Raw genomic sequence first — 16,558 nt, forward strand, 5'->3', positions numbered from 1 at the left:
AAATTTTTTGAAATTTGGTCTTAATATCACACTGCCTGCAAATGAACAGTTTTTCAGTCAGCATTTATAATCAAATAATCTGAAAATAATCTTAAATATTCAAAAAGCTAAAATATAAATTAATAATGTATTTATATTTAAAGCTCATATAAATAAGAAAGCCCCCTAAAGGGCTTTAAGTTTTCACTCGTCACGAGTTTTGACATCGAATAATTCAATTTCAAAAATTAAATTAGAATTAGCGGGAATAATCTTACCCATTTTACGCTCACCATAAGCTAAATGAGCAGGCACGATGAGTTTACGTTTGCCGCCAACTTTCATTCCCATAATGCCTTGATCCCAGCCTTTAATTACACGGCCGGTGCCAATTACACATTCAAAATAATTACCGCGGTCAATTGAAGAATCAAATTTTGTGCCGTCTTCTAACCAACCTGTATAGTGAGTTGTAATCAAAGCGCCTTTAACCGCTTCTTTGCCTTCACCCACTTTTAAATCAATAATTTCTAATTCATTTGACATGGTATACCCCTTAAACTGGAACTCTAAATCAAAATTAGTACTTAGTGTACCAACTGAATCTGTAGAATTTGTTGCGCTTTTCTATGTTACTGTAACTGTGTCCACACAACACTTGCCTGACCCTTTTCACCTAAAAGCGTCCATTCATTGTCCATGACATTTAATTGAAGCTGCATCGTACGTTCGCAAAGTTGCTCAAGCTCAGCGGTGCTTTGAGGGGCAATTTGCCACACTTGAACGTTATTTAATGTTTTAATTTTACTATTTCTCTTCCACCAGTCTTCGACTTGTGTGCCATAAACAACAATCGCAACCGTTTTACAACGCGCACTGGCTTTTTTGACTTTATCTTCAGACGGCAAACCGACTTCAATCCATGTTTCTAGCTGACCAGTTAAATCTTTTTGCCATAATGCTGGCTCGTCAGTTTCAAAAAGGTCTTTAGTAAACTCAAGCTCATCACTTGCGAAACGGGCAAAAGCCATTAGACGAACCATTAAACGTTCTAAAGTTTCCGAAGGATGTAGGGCAAGCGTCAGCTGGTAATCACCATAAATATGGTCATCCATATTAGCAATATTCAAGTCTGCCTTATAAATTGTTGCTTTAAGCGCCATGATTAATATGTCCAAAAATTTGGCGCTAAGGATACTCGATTTTGGGTAAAAAATTATAAAAAAACTGAACAATGCAAAGCCTAGTCATGCGAAATTTGCATATTCTTCCAAAACGCTCAGCTTATTTTATAGTTGGCCGACTTTTTGCTTGAAAGAGAAATATTCTCCTCTTGCTAAAATTGATGACTTATGTGGCAAAAGCTCAAGCGTAGTTTATTTTTACAGGTTCTTTGTGCTCTCTTTCTTGGGGTTGCAGTTGGAATTGGTTTTCATGATTTCTCCCTATCTCTAAAACCATTAGGTGATGGTTTTATTTCTTTAATTAAAATGCTGATTGCCCCCATTGTGTTTTGTGTGGTTGTACTGGGAATCTATGGTGCAAATGACATCAAAAAAATGGGCAAAGTCGGTGCAAAAACCATTCTTTATTTTGAAGTGGTGACCAGTATTGCTTTAGTTTTAGGCATTATTGTGGCCTATGTATTTAAACCGGGCGTCGGTATGAATATCGATATTAGCCATTTAGATGCAAAAGATTTAAGTACCTACACCGAACGTGCCCATGAAATGCATACAGGTTCGGAATTTCTACTCAATATTATTCCAAAAACCTTCACTGCCGCTTTTGCAAACGGCGATATTTTACAGGTTTTACTCATCGCTATTTTATTTGGCATTTCTCTACTTTTAATTCCTAAACATTTAGCAGAGCTGGTACGCCAAGCGTTGGAAGCTTTTTCGGAAGTCTTCTTTAAAATTATGGGACTTATTATACGTTTAGCCCCAATTGGTGTATTTGGTTCAGTCGCCTACACCACTGCTAAGTTTGGTTTAGATTCGCTCTTACAATTGGGTTATTTGGTTTTACTGTTTTATGCAACCTGCATTTTATTTGTCGTTATTGTTTTAGGTTCGATTTTAAAACTCGCTGGTCTCAATATTTTCAAATTTGTGGGCTATTTTAAAGATGAACTTGCCATTGTTTTAGGTACAGCCTCTTCAGACTCTGTTCTTCCTCAAATTATGAAAAAGCTCAAAAATCTAGGAATTAAAGACTCAACTGTGGGTTTGGTTATTCCCACTGGTTATTCATTTAATTTGGATGGGTTTTCAATTTACTTAACGTTAGGTGTAATTTTTATTGCGCAAGCCTGCAATATTGATTTGTCTATGCATGACTTGCTAGCAATCTTACTGGTTTCACTCATCACATCTAAAGGGGCGCACGGCATTCCCGGCTCAGCTTTAGTTATTCTTGCAGCAACACTTTCAGTTATTCCAAGTCTCCCTGCAATTGGCTTAGTGCTGCTACTTTCAGTCGATTGGTTTATTGGAATTATTCGTGCCTGTACCAACTTAATCGGTAACTGTGTGGCGACCGTAGTGATTGCTCACTGGGAAAAAGATATTGATCATGCCCAAGCTAAAGCTGTGTTAGAAGCTAAGCCTTAAAACTATTCATAGAGAACATTGGCTCTTCTTTTGCTCAATGTTCTCTATTCTTCAAGCTGACAAGCAAGTAACGCTGTTTCAAAAGCTAACCAATCGTGATGATGTTCGCTAATGATCTCAATCCGGTTATCAATACCCTCTTCGCCTGTCTTATAATTAAACTGATCAGGGTTAAAGTTAAAAACTTTCCAACCTTGATCTGTATTAAAAATTCCCTTGATTCTTAGCCAATCCTGCTGCGCACATAATACGTCTAGCAATGCATAAAAATCGAATTTCCAGCGTTTAGGTAATTTCCAACCTGCCACAATATAACCTTGTGCCGACTCAACATAATGATAAGGTAATTGCTGAATTTCCTTTACGATCTCGCTCTCGCTCATTTGCTTTTGAAGTTTAAGTAAAGGTTGTATAGATCGTTCAGTTAAACGAGCAGCCACATCAATTTTATTTAAGGCTAACTGACCATGTTCAGTTTTAATCCACTCTTGGTGATAAGGCTGGTATTCATCTTTTAATAACTCAAGCGCCTGATCATCTTCAAAAGTCATTACATCCGTATGTGACACCACCACAATCTGGGCAGCTTTTAACTGATCTTCATAAAGGTTTTGTTTAACCCAATTGGTATCATGCAAACGGCTACCATCAACCACCGTAATCAACGCTCGCATGGCTAAACTACTTTGCCAATGAGGTTCAGTCAGTTGGTCAAATAACTGAGAAGGATGCCCAAGTCCAGTCGGCTCAATAAAGAGTCTATCTGGTTTCTGTTCACTTAACAGTCGAGCTAAAGCAATATGCATAGGCAACTGACTGCTGCAACATAGACAACCACCTAATAGTTCTTTGACTGCATATCCTTCGTCTTGAGGTAAGAGTTGTTGGTCTACTCCAATTTGCCCAAACTCATTCATTAATACCGCCCAAACCTCATCTTTAGGCTTCTGACTTAATAAATGCTGTAATAATGTGGTTTTTCCTGCCCCTAAAAAACCAGAGATAATATGGGTAGGAACAGTTTTTTGGGCAATCAGTTTCACAAGCGGCTCAAATCAACAAGGTTTAAAAAACTAAGAAAGGTATATCACTGTTTAAGTAGCATGAAAATGATTTTTCACTTTGAAGATATACTTTTCAATTATTGGGCTAAAGCCCCAAATATGTGACAGGCATCTCATCAATTATCTAAATTAACTTTTGATATTTATAATTCAAACGAAATATCCTATTCAAGCATATTCACAATTCATGCCAAAGTGTTAGGTTTACGTAAACAATTTGGTTTTTTTTCACTCAAAAAGAAATATTTTTTCACATTTTAAGGTGTATTTAAGCCCCTTTATTTTACAGATTGCTCACATAAACGACCCGTATATTTCATATTGTTAAGATAGCCGTAATAGATTGTTAAGTTAATTGATGTAATTCGAAGCTCAGCTTAGCATGTGTCCTAGCTTAGTCATTCAGCCATACAGGTTTCATGTAGGTATGAACGATTAGGTTTAATTTATTTTTAAATGAAATTTAAGGATGCCATAAAATGAAATTAGCTAAAACTTTACTCGCTACTACACTTGCTTTAACTGCTGCTTCAACTTTCGCTGCTTCTAAGCACGACCAAGCACATAACACTGCTGGTGAAGAAAAAGTTGTTGTTTCAACTCAAGAACAAGCAAACACTGCAAATGCTGCATCTGATGCTGTAGGTTCTGCTTCTGAAGCTGCTCCTGCAACTCGTTAATTCTCTAAGCACTCTCCTCCAAGCTCAGAGATAATTTTACTGAAAGGAAATATGGACGCTGAATTTTAGTAAAGAAAAGAAAGGATCGAACCATGCTGCGGTTCGGTCCTTTTTTAATTCAATTTGTTTTTTTAAGAAGTTTTCTTATACATGCTACAAGATGGATTATGGTTTTCTTGCAAACGTAAAACCTTACGGTGCTCAGCTGCTTCAAAGCGGCAACGTTTCCACTCAGTATTGAGATTTAATTGAGGTACTTCACATGGCTTGCCCTGTTCATCAACAGCGACCATCGTGAAATAACAGCTATTGGTATGGCGTACTGTACGCTTCTGGATATTTTGGGCTTCAACACGAATGCCTACTTCCATTGAAGTACGGCCTACATGGTTCACACTTGCCAAGAACGTTACCAGCTCACCTACATAAATCGGTTCTTTAAAATTCACCTTATCTACAGATAAAGTCACTACATAGCCACCCGAATAACGACTTGCGCAAGCGTAAGCGACTTGGTCGAGTAGTTTTAGAATCGTACCACCATGAACATTACCTGAAAAATTTGCCATATCAGGCGTCATCAAAACTGACATCGTCAATTCAGACTGGTCATCAGTTGCTGGGGTTATTTCATCTAATGTAGGCATAGCTAAACTCTGGGTCTTAAAACAAGCTCAGACAACATTATGGTTGATAATTCACAAAAAAAACATGCTTAAATCCACAACATGGCATTGTATTTTTTAATATCTTTGATTGTTTTTTAAAATTTAATTTTTTAAGACATTATTTTTAAAGTTATTTTTTAAAGCTGTTTTATTTATCTTAGAGTTTTTTAGAAGATGCTATGCCATTTTATTCCATGTTCATGACATAGCAGGTTCTTATGAGTGACTTGCTATACTTTATTAATGACGCCTGTCACACCATTAATGATCATATCAATGGCGATCGTACCGATTAATAAAGCAGATAAACGCCCAACAATATCAAAATAGCGGTCGATATGCTTGGCATGTTTATAGCGTAAATGATCATGTGAAAATTTCATCAAAATCAAAATACTGCATGTTAAGAACAAGGTAAAGGCAATCACTAGGGCTGCCTCACCAATTGACATTTCAATCCCTGTGACCACAGCAGCACTAATGGTGCCCGGACCGATCATAAACGGCATGGCAATGGTGCCTGCCAGATGCTCTGGTGCACCGCGCATTTCACCAATCGTATCGGCACCCTGAAAAACATAGCGATAGCCAATCACCAAAAAGATAAGGCCTCCAAATATCTGAAAGGCTTCAAAACGTACATTCAGATATTTACTAAAAATTGTTTCACCGCCCCATGCAAATAGCATGAACACGACAAAAGCAATCAAACTTCCCTGAATCAGTGCTTTATTAAACACCTTGGCTTCTGAATGACGGATCAGGCCAATCATGTAGATGCTCATTAGAAATGGATTGAGCAACGAGAAAAATAAAGCAAAAGAATGTAGATAAGGAGAAGCCATGCATTTTCCTCTTAAGCTTGTGGATCTGGGAACAATGGACGATTCCCTGGGCTAATACGATTAATATGTAAGAACGTCATATGTCTTTCATATTTATCTAAAATGTCATTAATAACCTGTTCTTTACTGTAACCAACCAGATCGTTATCTTGAGAGCCATCATAAAGATAGGTTTCAAGACGGTAATAGAACTGTTTACCTCGTTTCACACGTTGACTGAAATTCGGTGCGCTATAGCGTACAGGCCAGATCTGATAAACAAAGTTTTGCTCTTCTTCCAAATGAATGGTGAGATCTAGATGGTAAAGCGTGTCTTCATCTTCTAATGGTGTTTGCTGCACATCTACATTCATGCCCTGCTTAACAAGCTCATCGGCAACAGCCTGAACGGCTGGCAAACAAACTGTATCTAGCATGCGCTGTGTTTCAGTGGTTCCCGGATGATGCATGACTCGAGTTAAACGTTGTTTCCAGTTGAGAATATCCACGTTCCCTACGACTGGAGCAGCATTCATACTTCGACTAGCATGCCTGTAATCTTCAAGTCTGAGCGATTTATAAAGCCCAGCCATCACAAGGAACATCACAAAACTAAACGGCAGTCCCATAATAATCGTTGCATTTTGCAAAGCGGTAATGCCGTTGGTCATCAACATGGCTAATGTGAGCAAACCAATTGCCACCGCCCAAAACACACTTAACCAACGAGGAGCATCATTATCAATATGAGTCAGTTTTGTGGTGAAGTTACCTAAAACCAGTGCCCCCGAATCGGCCGAAGTCACGTAGAACAAAAGTCCTGTCACAGTGGCAATTGAAGCAATAAAGGTAAAGCCCGGGTATTGTGCTAACAGGTCATAAAAACCATGTGCCGGGTTTGCCAACACTGTTGCGGCTAAGGTTTGATTACCTTCAAAAATAACGCTGTGTAATGCGCTATTACCAAAAATAGATAACCACGTAAGCGTAAATAGAAGTGGAATAATTAAGGTACCGCACACAAACTCACGGATGGTACGTCCTCTTGAGATACGTGCCAGAAAGAGTCCAACAAATGGAGACCAAGCAATCCACCATGCCCAGAAGAAGAAAGTCCAACTACTCATCCACTCTTTAGGCTGTTCAAAAGCGAAACTTTGTAAGGCTAAAGTTGGGAAACGGGTTAAATAGTCACCAATATTTTGGACAAGGGCATTGAGTAAAAACTCGGTATTTCCCAAGAACAAAATAAACAGTAATAGCCCGATCGAAACATAAATATTGATTTCAGATAAAATCCGCAGGCCTTTATTGACCCCAGATGTTACCGAAATAACACTAATGCCGACTGCAACAGCAATCAGGATAAATTGCATCCAGATATTTTCTGGTAATCCCAATAACACATGTAGGCCGTAATTCAGCTGTACCACTCCAATCCCGCAGGTTGTCGCAATACCGAAAATTGTCCCGATCACGGCAGCCGTATCTACACTATGTCCAATCGCACCATTAATTCTGTTCCCAAAAATTGGGTAAAGTGCAGAACGAATGGTAAGCGGTAAGTTATAACGATAACTGAAATATCCCAATGACATACCAATCAAGGCATACATACACCAGCCAGTTAAGCCATAGTGAAACAATGTCCAAACCATACTTTGGCGTGCTGCTTCATAGGTCTGACCTGCTCCGACCGGAGGTTGCATATAATGAGATAGTGGTTCAGCGACCGAGAAGAACATCAGGTCGATACCGATACCAGCCGAAAACAGCATCGCAGACCAACTGAGTAAACTAAACTCAGGCTTTGAATGCTTAGGTCCTAATTTGATACCGCCATATCTTGAACAGGCAATAAAAATCACGAAAACCATATAGAGCGTTGCGGCAAGCAGATAATACCAACCAAAGGTTGAAGTTACCCACTGTAGTACCGTGTTCATGACTCGATTTGCAAAATCGTTGAACAAAAACGTGACGAGAGAGAAAATTAAAATAAGTAGAGCTGAAAAATAAAAAACCACACGGTTGAGCGGGTCTTTTTTAGATTTAGATAATGTTAAATCATCAACTGCTCTTGGATTATCTGTTGCCATACAATCCTCAAGGAATAAAATAAAAACAAAATATTTAATTTCGTCTTTTCACTCTTATTTAAAACAGTGAAAAGACGACTTTAAACGCAAAAAAATAATATATAGATGTGATTGGGTGAGGTTATAAAACCTCAGTCACTTTATTCTGGTCACAATCCGATGGGACCGAAATGTCTTTTGAAACAGCTAACTGTTTTTTCACTAATTGAGGGTCAAAATCATCTTGCTTTAATGCTTTAGCTAAACCAAACATATAGAGCAAAATAATGACTGAAAATGGTAAACCACATAACACCACAGCACTTTGCATGGAGTTAAAACTACCGGCTAAAAGCAAGCCAATACTTACAATGGTAATTACCACAGACCAAAAGACGCGTAACCAGATCGGTGAATCACTATCATTGGTGCCCCCTTTTGAGGACAAATTAGCGATCATTAGTGTACCAGAGCCAACTGGTGTCAAAAATAAAACGAAACAAATTACAACAACAATACCAGCAACGTAAGGATTAAACGGCAGATATTCAAGTAATTTAAATAAAGATAATGCCGGATCAGTTAAAACCATATCGCCTAAAACTTTCTGTTTTTGCTGCAAAATTAAATAAATTGCAGTATTTCCAAAAACCGAAATCCAAGCCAATGTAAAACCAAGTGGAATCAGGCATACACCCAATACAACTTCGCGAATGGTACGACCTTTTGAAATGCGGGCAATAAACATGCCGACAAAAGGCGCCCAAGCAATCCACCAAGCCCAATAAAATACGGTCCACGAACCTAACCAACCACTGGCTTTTTGGTTGTATAAATACATATCAAAGCTTTTACCCATAAAATTATTAAGGTAATCGCCCGTATTTTGCACAAGACCATTTAATAAATGGTTTGTCGGACCTGTCAAGAATACAAATAAAAGTAAGGCATACAGCAAACGTAAATTAATACGCGACAACCACGCTAAACCTTTTTCAATACCCACCACTGTCGTGATCGTGGCAACGAACATCATGATGAGCACAGCAGTAATTAAAGTTGCAGAGTTATCTGGAATTTGAGGAAGTAAATAACAAATACCCGATACGAGCACCAAAGCTCCAATTCCCAAATTGGTGACCAAGGAAATAACTGTCGCTAAAATTCCAAAGCCATCGACAAAATCACCCACCAAGCCATGCACTCGCTCTCCAAAAATTGGGTAAAGCGCTGAACGCAGTGCTAATGGCAAGTTTTGTCTGAAAGCGAAGTAACCTAAAGTAACTCCGAGCAATGCATAAAGTACCCAGCCATGAATCCCCCAATGCAAAAAGCTATAAGTCATCGCATTACGGGCTGCCTGAATCGTTCCTGCCTCGCCTTCTGGTGGTCTTAAAAAATGGTCAACAGGTTCGGCCACGCCATAATAAAGTAGCGCAATACCAATCCCTGCCGAGAACAACATTGAAGTCCAAGCCAGATAAGTGAACTCAGGTTTATCGTCATCTTTACCTAGAGGAATGTGCCCTACTTTTGAAAAAGCGAGCCAAGCAACAAAGCCCAAACACAGCACAATAACCAGCATGTAATACCACCCAAAAAAGTGATTTACCTGCTCTTGTACATAGGTCAACCAAAACTGACTTTTTTCTGGAAACAGCACAAAAAGTAGGCCAAAAATGCCAATACTGATGGCTGAACTCCAAAATACAAAACGATTTAACCGAATATGGTCTGAAGAATATCTATCACTTTTCAACACCATCTTATTGCTCCTTGCAATCGGTGTATTTTTCTCAAAATAACGTGATAAGTACTGTACTTATGCGCATCATCCTATCCTTAAGAACCTTTGATTTCACCTCTTTATTCCAGAAGTTATCTTCAAAAATTCATTGATTTTTACATATCATACTTGTTATTGATTGAACGTTCAATCAATAACAAGTATGATAAAAAAGTGCTATGATGCTCTGCAAGTTAACATGTTGAATTTTAAGCACCCCTAAAAAGTGCTGATGTGGACAACCATGACAAAACGCAGAGTAAAACCAGAACATGTGCGACGTGAAGAAATCATGAACGCTGCACTCGACGTAATTTATGAAGTGGGGTTATCCAATACCACCATTGCACAAATTGCAAAAAAAGCCGAGTTGTCGACCGGCATTGTCAGCCATTATTTTGGTGACAAACAAGGGTTGATAAATACCTGTATGCAAGAAATGTTAAATGTTCTGCGTCGTAAAACCGAACAGTACAGAGCAGAAGCAGATTCGCATCCAGAGAGCCAGATTAAGGCCATTATCGACTCTAACTTTGACATTAGTCAGGTTAATGAAAAAGCAATGCGGGTCTGGTTAGACTTTTGGTCAGCAAGTATGCATGTACCAGACTTAAGCCGCTTACAAAAGATTAATGATCAACGCCTGTACTCCAACTTGAAGTTTTATTTCCTCAAGTTAATGAATGAACAACAGGCCAGTGTTGCCGCTAGAGGGTTGGCAGCATTGATTGATGGATTATGGTTACGAGGCAGTTTAAGCCGTCATAACGAATTTGACAGCAACCTTGCTCGTTCCATTGCTTACGATTATGTACAAACGCAATTGCAATTTGCGAACAAGCCTTTGCAGGAGAGACAAAATGAGTGATGTACAAGTTCATCAGTTGTATATCCATGGACGCTACGTTAAAGCAACCAGTGGTAAAACATTTAATAGTATTAACCCTGCCAACGGCGAGACAATCGCGACTCTTCAGCAAGCTTCTGAACAAGATATTGAAGCTGCTGTACAAAGTGCCCAACAAGGACAAAAAATCTGGGCTGCCATGACTGCTATGGAGCGTTCACGTATTTTACGTCGTGCTGTCGACATTCTTCGTGAACGAAATGATGAGCTTGCCCGTCTTGAAACTCTCGACACAGGTAAAGCCTATAGCGAAACATCGACAGTTGATATTGTGACTGGTGCAGATGTACTCGAATACTACGCAGGTCTTGCAACAGCCATTCAAGGTGAACAAGTTCCGCTTCGCGAATCTAGTTTCTTTTATACACGCCGTGAACCTTTAGGCGTGGTTGCCGGTATTGGTGCTTGGAACTATCCAATTCAAATCGCTTTATGGAAATCTGCCCCTGCCCTTGCTGCCGGCAATGCCATGATTTTCAAACCAAGTGAAACCACTCCACTTACTGCATTTAAACTTGCAGAAATCTATACCGAAGCTGGCTTACCAGACGGCGTATTTAACGTTGTACAAGGTGCTGGCCGTGAAATTGGTCAGTGGCTCACTGAACATCCTGTGATTGAAAAAATCTCATTCACTGGCGGTGTGGAAACCGGCAAAAAAGTTATGGCAAGCGCTGCTGGCTCTACGCTGAAAGAAGTAACCATGGAACTCGGTGGTAAATCTCCACTGATTATTTGTGAAGATGCCGACCTTAACCGTGCCGCAGATATTGCAGTTATGGCGAACTTCTTTAGCTCAGGTCAGGTATGTACCAACGGTACACGCGTATTTGTTCCAAAATCACGTTTAGCAGATTTTGAAAAAGCTGTTGTAGAGCGTGTACAACGTATTCGCATTGGCGACCCAATGGCTGAAGACACGAACTTTGGTCCACTCACTAGCTTTCCTCATATGGAAAAAGTGTTGTCTTTCATTGAGTCAGGCAAACAACAAGGCGCTAAAGTGCTAATCGGTGGTGGGCGTGCGACTGAAGGCGAACTTGCCAAAGGCGCTTATGTATTACCGACAGTATTTAGCGACTGCACTGACCAGATGGCAATTGTTCAAGAAGAAATTTTTGGACCTGTCATGAGCATTTTAAGCTATGAAACCGAAGAAGAAGTCATCCGTCGCGCTAACGACACTACCTTTGGTTTAGCTGCTGGCGTTGTCACTCAAGACATTAGCCGCGCTCATCGCATTATTCACCAAATTGAAGCTGGTATTTGCTGGATTAATACTTGGGGTGAATCGCCTGCCGAAATGCCAGTGGGTGGCTACAAACAATCTGGCGTAGGCCGCGAAAATGGCTTGACCACACTTGGGCACTATACCCGTATCAAATCTATTCAAGTTGAACTTGGCGATTATCAAAGCATTTTTTAATGCCTCAATCGGTCTAAAACCTTCAACCTAAATCACATATGCCGAGCAGTCTTTATAGATTGCTCAGGCAAACTGTTAGTAAAAAAAGGATAGTTATGAATATTAAAGAATATGATTATATTATTATTGGTGCAGGATCTGCCGGAAATGTACTCGCTGCGCGTCTTACTGAGGACAAAGATACCACCGTTTTATTATTAGAAGCGGGTGGCCCCGATTATCGCTTGGATTTCCGTACACAAATGCCGGCAGCTTTGGCCTACCCTCTGCAAGGTCGTCGCTATAACTGGGCTTATTTAACTGACCCAGAACCGCACATGAATAACCGCCGTATGGAATGTGGTCGTGGTAAAGGTTTAGGTGGCTCATCTTTAATTAATGGCATGTGCTATATCCGTGGTAACGCAATGGATTTAGAGCAATGGTCAACTCATAAAGGCCTCGAAAACTGGTCTTATGCTGACTGTTTGCCTTACTACAAAAAAGCTGAAACGCGTGACATTGGTGAAAATGACTACCATGGCGGCAATGGTCCAGTATCCGTTGCGACACCTAAAAATGGCAACAACGTGCTGTTCCATGCCATGGTTGAAGCAGGTGTACAAGCAGGTTACCCACGTACTGATGACTTAAATGGTTATCAACAAGAAGGCTTTGGTCCAATGGACCGTACGGTTACCCCAAAAGGTCGCCGCTCAAGCACTGCACGTGGCTATTTGGATATGGCAAAAGGTCGTCCAAATCTGACTATTTTGACTCACGCGACAACCAACAAAATCTTGTTTAATCAAAAACAAGCGGTTGGTGTTGAATACATTATCGGTGCTGACCAAAACAATTTACAACGCGCATTAGTTAAACGCGAAGTATTACTATGTGCGGGCGCAATTGCATCACCACAAATTTTACAGCGCTCGGGTGTAGGTCAAAGTACCTTCTTAAAATCAATGGACATTGATGTGGTTCATGATTTGCCGGGTGTAGGTGAAAACCTGCAAGACCACTTGGAAATGTACTTACAATATAAATGTAAGCAGCCCGTTTCTTTATACCCTGCTTTGAAATGGTATAACCAACCTGCGATTGGTGCCGAGTGGTTATTTAATGGTACAGGTATTGGTGCAAGTAACCAGTTTGAAGCAGGCGGATTTATCCGTAGTTCGGATGAGTTTACATGGCCAAACATTCAGTACCATTTCTTGCCGGTTGCCATTAACTACAACGGTAGTAATGCAGTGAAAGAACATGGTTTCCAAGCTCACGTTGGTTCAATGCGTTCGCCTTCACGCGGTCGAATCAAACTTAAATCGAAGGATCCGTTTGAGCATCCAAGTATCTTGTTTAACTACATGTCGACTGAGCAAGACTGGCGCGAATTCCGTGATGCAATTCGTATCACTCGTGAAATCATGCAGCAACCTGCACTTGACCCATATCGTGGTGAAGAAATTAGCCCGGGTAAACATCTACAATCTGATGCAGAACTTGACGACTTTGTTCGTAACCATGCAGAAACAGCTTACCATCCGTCTTGTAGTTGTAAGATGGGTGAAGATGAAATGGCTGTTGTAGATGGTCAAGGTCGCGTACACGGTATGCATGGTTTACGCGTTGTCGATGCCTCTATCATGCCGCTCATTATTACCGGTAACTTAAACGCAACCACTATTATGATTGCCGAGAAAATTGCAGACCAAATTCGTGGACGTGAAGCGTTACCACGTTCAACTGCACCGTTCTATGTAGCGTCATAAAACTTTAAAGGGCATATTTCTTATACAGAGATATGCCCTTAATTTAAATCTATAGAGCCAATATTAATAAGAACGATGTATGACAGAAAATAAGCATTTATGAGCAGCTTGTTTACATAAATATGGCATGTAATAAAAATTAATCTATTTTTATAGGCAAATTTCCCTCAAGTGATTTAACTTTAATCAAATTAAAATTATTGTTTTACTTTCAAATACTTAAACAAAAACATCTAACTTAAATTATCTTATTAAAACTCAATTTGGTTAAATATAAATCATATTTATGATTTTGATGAACCCCATTTATTATAAAAATTGTCTTGTCAATGCAAAATTAGTCTAAAATATAGTGTGTTTGCGATAATGCCCAGTCATTTTTATTTTTTTCGAAGTTCTCGAATTTTGAGAATTCACTTTCGCATTTATATCCATTTTGTCTGGATACGCTGTCTAGGTTTCCTCACACCTTAAGTGACTCAAATAACTTATTTTAAGGTCCCCCTTACATGAAAAAGTTTTTGAAATACCTTCTGGTATTAATCATTCTTATTTTAATTGCAGGTATTGTTTTCTTGTTTAGACCAACTGCGTCAAAACAAGTAGAAACTGCAAAAGATGAGCCAGTTGTTGATGCTGTTCTTGTTGGCGGCGGCATCATGAGTGCCACTCTCGGTACTTATTTCACTGAGCTTGAACCAAACTGGCAAATTCGTATGTATGAGCGTCTTGACCAAGTTGCTCAAGAAAGTTCAAACGGCTTTAACAATGCCGGAACAGGCCACTCTGGCTTTATGGAAATGAACTATACCGAAGAGAAAAACGGTAAGATGGAAATTGCCAAAGCTGAAAAAGTTGCTTCTCAATTTGAAGTTGCTAAACAGTTCTGGTCACATCAGGTAAAACAAGGCGTTTTAGCTGAACCAAAATCATTCATTAACCCAGTTCCGCACATTGCTTTCGTTTGGGGCGATAACGTTCAATTCTTAGAAAAACGTTATGCTGCCATGATTCAAAGCCCGCTGTTCAAAGGCATGAAATTTACTGAAGACCCAGCTGTAATTAAACAATGGGCACCTTTAGTGATGAATGACCGTGACCCTAGTCAAAAAGTTGCAGCAACTCGTATGGACGTTGGCTCTGACGTTAACTATGGTTCAATCACTAAACAATTAGTGAGTCATTTAAATCAAAATCCTAATTTCAAATTACAGACTTCAACTGAAGTGACTGGCATCAGCCAAAATGATGACAAAACTTGGACGGTGGCTTTCAAAAATTTGAAAACTGGTAAAGTAGATCACGTTAAAACACGTTTTGTATTTATCGGTGCAGGTGGTGCAGCAGTTAAATTATTGCAACTTACTGGTTTACCAGAAGCGAAACAATATGCTGGCTTCCCTGTTGGTGGTGAGTTCTTAATTACTGACAATCCAAAAATTACTGCAGAACATACAGCGAAAGTATATGGTCGTGCTGAACTTGGTGCGCCTCCAATGTCTGTACCACATATTGATACACGTTATATCGACGGTAAAAAATATGTATTGTTTGGACCATTTGCAACGTATTCAAACAAGTTCCTGAAAAATGGTTCTCAGCTTGACTTGCTTGCATCAACAAACAAAAGCAACGTTTTACCAATGACTACTGTTGGTTTGGAAAACCTTGATCTTGTTAAATACTTGGTAAGCCAAGTAATGATGTCGGATGAAGACCGTCTCAATGAACTTCGTAAATACTACCCAGATGCGAAAGCTGAAGACTGGCGTTTAAGTCAAGGTGGTCAACGTGTTCAGATCATCAAAAAAGAACCAGGTAAACCAGCAACGCTTCAATTCGGTACAGAAATCTTTGCGTCTAAAGATGGTGCTGTAACTGCATTGTTAGGTGCGTCTCCAGGTGCTTCGACTTCTCCATACATCATGCTTAACTTACTTGAAAAAGCTTTCCCTCAGCAAACTGAAGGTAAGTGGAACCAGAAGCTTCATGAAATTGTAGTGTCTTATAAACAAGACTTGAGCAAAGACCCTGTGTTACTGGACAAAGTTCGTCAATATACAAGTTCTACGCTTGGCTTGAACTATACATCTCCGTTCAAAGCTGCAAACGATGAAACTGTTGCTGCCCCAGTTGCAAAAGCAAACTAAGTTTGACGATGTATAAGTAAAATACCAAAAGGATGAATTTCGATTCGTCCTTTTGTTTTTTAAGCCCTCACTTGAGATATTTAGATTCGCTATGACGCCTTTAAACACATCATCTCGCCTCTTGTCATTTGGTTTTAAGCTCATGCTTGTTTTGCTGTTGGCTTATCTTTTGTTAAGCGGGTTTTATATGTGGATGATTGGCGGTACATCGATTTATGTCAGCTCAGCTGTATTACTTACGATCACTGCTTATGCATTTAAGCTCGGTAAATATCAAAAGCTATGTTCTGTTTTAAATGTGCTGATGAGTGCAGCCGCGTTATATTTCAGCACGGCTCATCTATTTTTCTCCCCTGTTCAATTCTTTATATTTTTACCTGCCCTGTTTTTTGTTTTATTGGCTTTTGCTCGCCTAGAAAAAGTTCGCGTTCTATCTAAGATTCTAATATTACTTAGTTTATTAATTTGGTGTAGCATACACTTTACACAGCTCAAACAACTTCAAGCCTATTATAAAACGCAGCACACAGGTGAAAGCTGGCAACAATATGGCGCGCTATAAGATCATTTTTTATTCTGTATTTTTAAATAAAAATATTTTCATTTTCACATGAAGTTCATCAGTAA

14 protein-coding genes are annotated in these 16,558 nt (G+C 39.4%); 7 read left to right on the forward strand and 7 right to left on the reverse strand.

Going from position 1 to position 16,558, the window contains the following annotated elements; genetic code table 11:
* Window positions 1–183: 183 nt before the first annotated feature.
* Together fbp and yaeQ are read right to left on the reverse strand one after the other, a co-directional pair.
* Entirely contained in the window at window positions 184–525 is a 342-nt protein-coding gene (gene fbp, locus SOI81_RS12955; protein WP_224993076.1) for an FKBP-type peptidyl-prolyl cis-trans isomerase, read from the reverse strand.
* Between the two features lie 86 nt (window positions 526–611).
* Entirely contained in the window at window positions 612–1,142 is a 531-nt protein-coding gene (gene yaeQ / locus SOI81_RS12960; RefSeq protein WP_224993075.1) for a YaeQ family protein, read from the reverse strand.
* A gap of 189 nt (window positions 1,143–1,331) precedes the next feature.
* Between yaeQ and dctA the strand changes: the two genes are divergently transcribed.
* Window positions 1,332–2,594 carry a C4-dicarboxylate transporter DctA gene (gene dctA, locus SOI81_RS12965; RefSeq protein ID WP_239975539.1) on the forward strand — a complete coding sequence of 421 codons (1,263 nt, stop codon included), beginning with the start codon at window positions 1,332–1,334 and terminating at the stop codon, window positions 2,592–2,594.
* 44 nt (window positions 2,595–2,638) lie between these two features.
* Here the strand turns inward: dctA and SOI81_RS12970 are convergent, their stop codons facing one another.
* Window positions 2,639–3,637 (reverse strand): CobW family GTP-binding protein, encoded by a 999-nt coding sequence (locus SOI81_RS12970; protein WP_239975538.1) that lies wholly within the window; start codon window positions 3,635–3,637, stop codon window positions 2,639–2,641.
* 500 nt (window positions 3,638–4,137) lie between these two features.
* On the opposite strand from SOI81_RS12970, the gene SOI81_RS12975 reads away from it, so the two are divergent.
* Entirely contained in the window at window positions 4,138–4,338 is a 201-nt protein-coding gene (locus SOI81_RS12975) for a hypothetical protein (protein WP_000761577.1), read from the forward strand.
* 131 nt (window positions 4,339–4,469) lie between these two features.
* On the opposite strand, the gene vdlD is transcribed toward SOI81_RS12975, so the two are convergent.
* The 4 genes from vdlD to SOI81_RS12995 form a co-directional block, all read right to left on the reverse strand.
* Window positions 4,470–4,985 carry an acyl-CoA thioesterase gene (gene vdlD / locus SOI81_RS12980; protein ID WP_016141949.1) on the reverse strand — a complete coding sequence of 172 codons (516 nt, stop codon included), beginning with the start codon at window positions 4,983–4,985 and terminating at the stop codon, window positions 4,470–4,472.
* A gap of 251 nt (window positions 4,986–5,236) precedes the next feature.
* Complete coding sequence (locus SOI81_RS12985) at window positions 5,237–5,851, reverse strand: MarC family protein (protein WP_002117499.1); 615 nt, start codon at window positions 5,849–5,851, stop codon at window positions 5,237–5,239.
* 11 nt (window positions 5,852–5,862) lie between these two features.
* Entirely contained in the window at window positions 5,863–7,929 is a 2,067-nt protein-coding gene (locus SOI81_RS12990; RefSeq protein WP_320540885.1) for a choline transporter, read from the reverse strand.
* A 121-nt stretch (window positions 7,930–8,050) separates the two neighbouring features.
* The gene (locus SOI81_RS12995; RefSeq protein ID WP_239975536.1) at window positions 8,051–9,673 is read right to left on the reverse strand and encodes a BCCT family transporter; all 1,623 of its coding nucleotides are present in this window, start codon (window positions 9,671–9,673) and stop codon (window positions 8,051–8,053) included.
* A gap of 265 nt (window positions 9,674–9,938) precedes the next feature.
* On the opposite strand from SOI81_RS12995, the gene betI reads away from it, so the two are divergent.
* The 5 genes from betI (at window position 9,939) to SOI81_RS13020 (ending at window position 16,493) form a co-directional block, all read left to right on the forward strand.
* The gene (betI, locus tag SOI81_RS13000) at window positions 9,939–10,562 is read left to right on the forward strand and encodes a transcriptional regulator BetI (RefSeq protein WP_016141953.1); all 624 of its coding nucleotides are present in this window, start codon (window positions 9,939–9,941) and stop codon (window positions 10,560–10,562) included.
* Complete coding sequence (gene betB / locus SOI81_RS13005; RefSeq protein WP_239967604.1) at window positions 10,555–12,027, forward strand: betaine-aldehyde dehydrogenase; 1,473 nt, start codon at window positions 10,555–10,557, stop codon at window positions 12,025–12,027. The genes betI and betB overlap by 8 nt, the downstream gene beginning before the upstream one ends.
* Window positions 12,028–12,122: 95 nt before the next feature.
* The gene (gene betA, locus SOI81_RS13010) at window positions 12,123–13,781 is read left to right on the forward strand and encodes a choline dehydrogenase (protein WP_320137467.1); all 1,659 of its coding nucleotides are present in this window, start codon (window positions 12,123–12,125) and stop codon (window positions 13,779–13,781) included.
* A gap of 509 nt (window positions 13,782–14,290) precedes the next feature.
* Window positions 14,291–15,931 (forward strand): malate dehydrogenase (quinone), encoded by a 1,641-nt coding sequence (mqo, locus tag SOI81_RS13015; protein WP_320540886.1) that lies wholly within the window; start codon window positions 14,291–14,293, stop codon window positions 15,929–15,931.
* 91 nt (window positions 15,932–16,022) lie between these two features.
* Window positions 16,023–16,493, forward strand: coding sequence for a hypothetical protein (locus SOI81_RS13020; protein WP_320540887.1), 471 nt, complete (start codon window positions 16,023–16,025; stop codon window positions 16,491–16,493).
* Window positions 16,494–16,558: the final 65 nt, after the last annotated feature.

It is taken from the genome of Acinetobacter pittii (genome assembly GCF_034067285.1).
GTDB classification, from domain to species: Bacteria; Pseudomonadota; Gammaproteobacteria; order Pseudomonadales; family Moraxellaceae; genus Acinetobacter; species Acinetobacter pittii_E.

Excerpts from the sequence above, each read along its gene's own strand:
- fbp (WP_224993076.1), bottom strand. The coding sequence starts at position 525 with ATGTCAAATGAATTAGAAATTATTGATTTAAAAGTGGGTGAAGGCAAA.
- yaeQ (WP_224993075.1), bottom strand. The coding sequence starts at position 1,142 with ATGGCGCTTAAAGCAACAATTTATAAGGCAGACTTGAATATTGCTAAT.
- dctA (WP_239975539.1), top strand. The coding sequence starts at position 1,332 with ATGTGGCAAAAGCTCAAGCGTAGTTTATTTTTACAGGTTCTTTGTGCT.
- SOI81_RS12975 (WP_000761577.1), top strand. The coding sequence starts at position 4,138 with ATGAAATTAGCTAAAACTTTACTCGCTACTACACTTGCTTTAACTGCT.
- vdlD (WP_016141949.1), bottom strand. The coding sequence starts at position 4,985 with ATGCCTACATTAGATGAAATAACCCCAGCAACTGATGACCAGTCTGAA.
- SOI81_RS12985 (WP_002117499.1), bottom strand. The coding sequence starts at position 5,851 with ATGGCTTCTCCTTATCTACATTCTTTTGCTTTATTTTTCTCGTTGCTC.
- SOI81_RS12990 (WP_320540885.1), bottom strand. The coding sequence starts at position 7,929 with ATGGCAACAGATAATCCAAGAGCAGTTGATGATTTAACATTATCTAAA.
- SOI81_RS12995 (WP_239975536.1), bottom strand. The coding sequence starts at position 9,673 with ATGGTGTTGAAAAGTGATAGATATTCTTCAGACCATATTCGGTTAAAT.
- betI (WP_016141953.1), top strand. The coding sequence starts at position 9,939 with ATGACAAAACGCAGAGTAAAACCAGAACATGTGCGACGTGAAGAAATC.
- betB (WP_239967604.1), top strand. The coding sequence starts at position 10,555 with ATGAGTGATGTACAAGTTCATCAGTTGTATATCCATGGACGCTACGTT.
- betA (WP_320137467.1), top strand. The coding sequence starts at position 12,123 with ATGAATATTAAAGAATATGATTATATTATTATTGGTGCAGGATCTGCC.
- mqo (WP_320540886.1), top strand. The coding sequence starts at position 14,291 with ATGAAAAAGTTTTTGAAATACCTTCTGGTATTAATCATTCTTATTTTA.
- SOI81_RS13020 (WP_320540887.1), top strand. The coding sequence starts at position 16,023 with ATGACGCCTTTAAACACATCATCTCGCCTCTTGTCATTTGGTTTTAAG.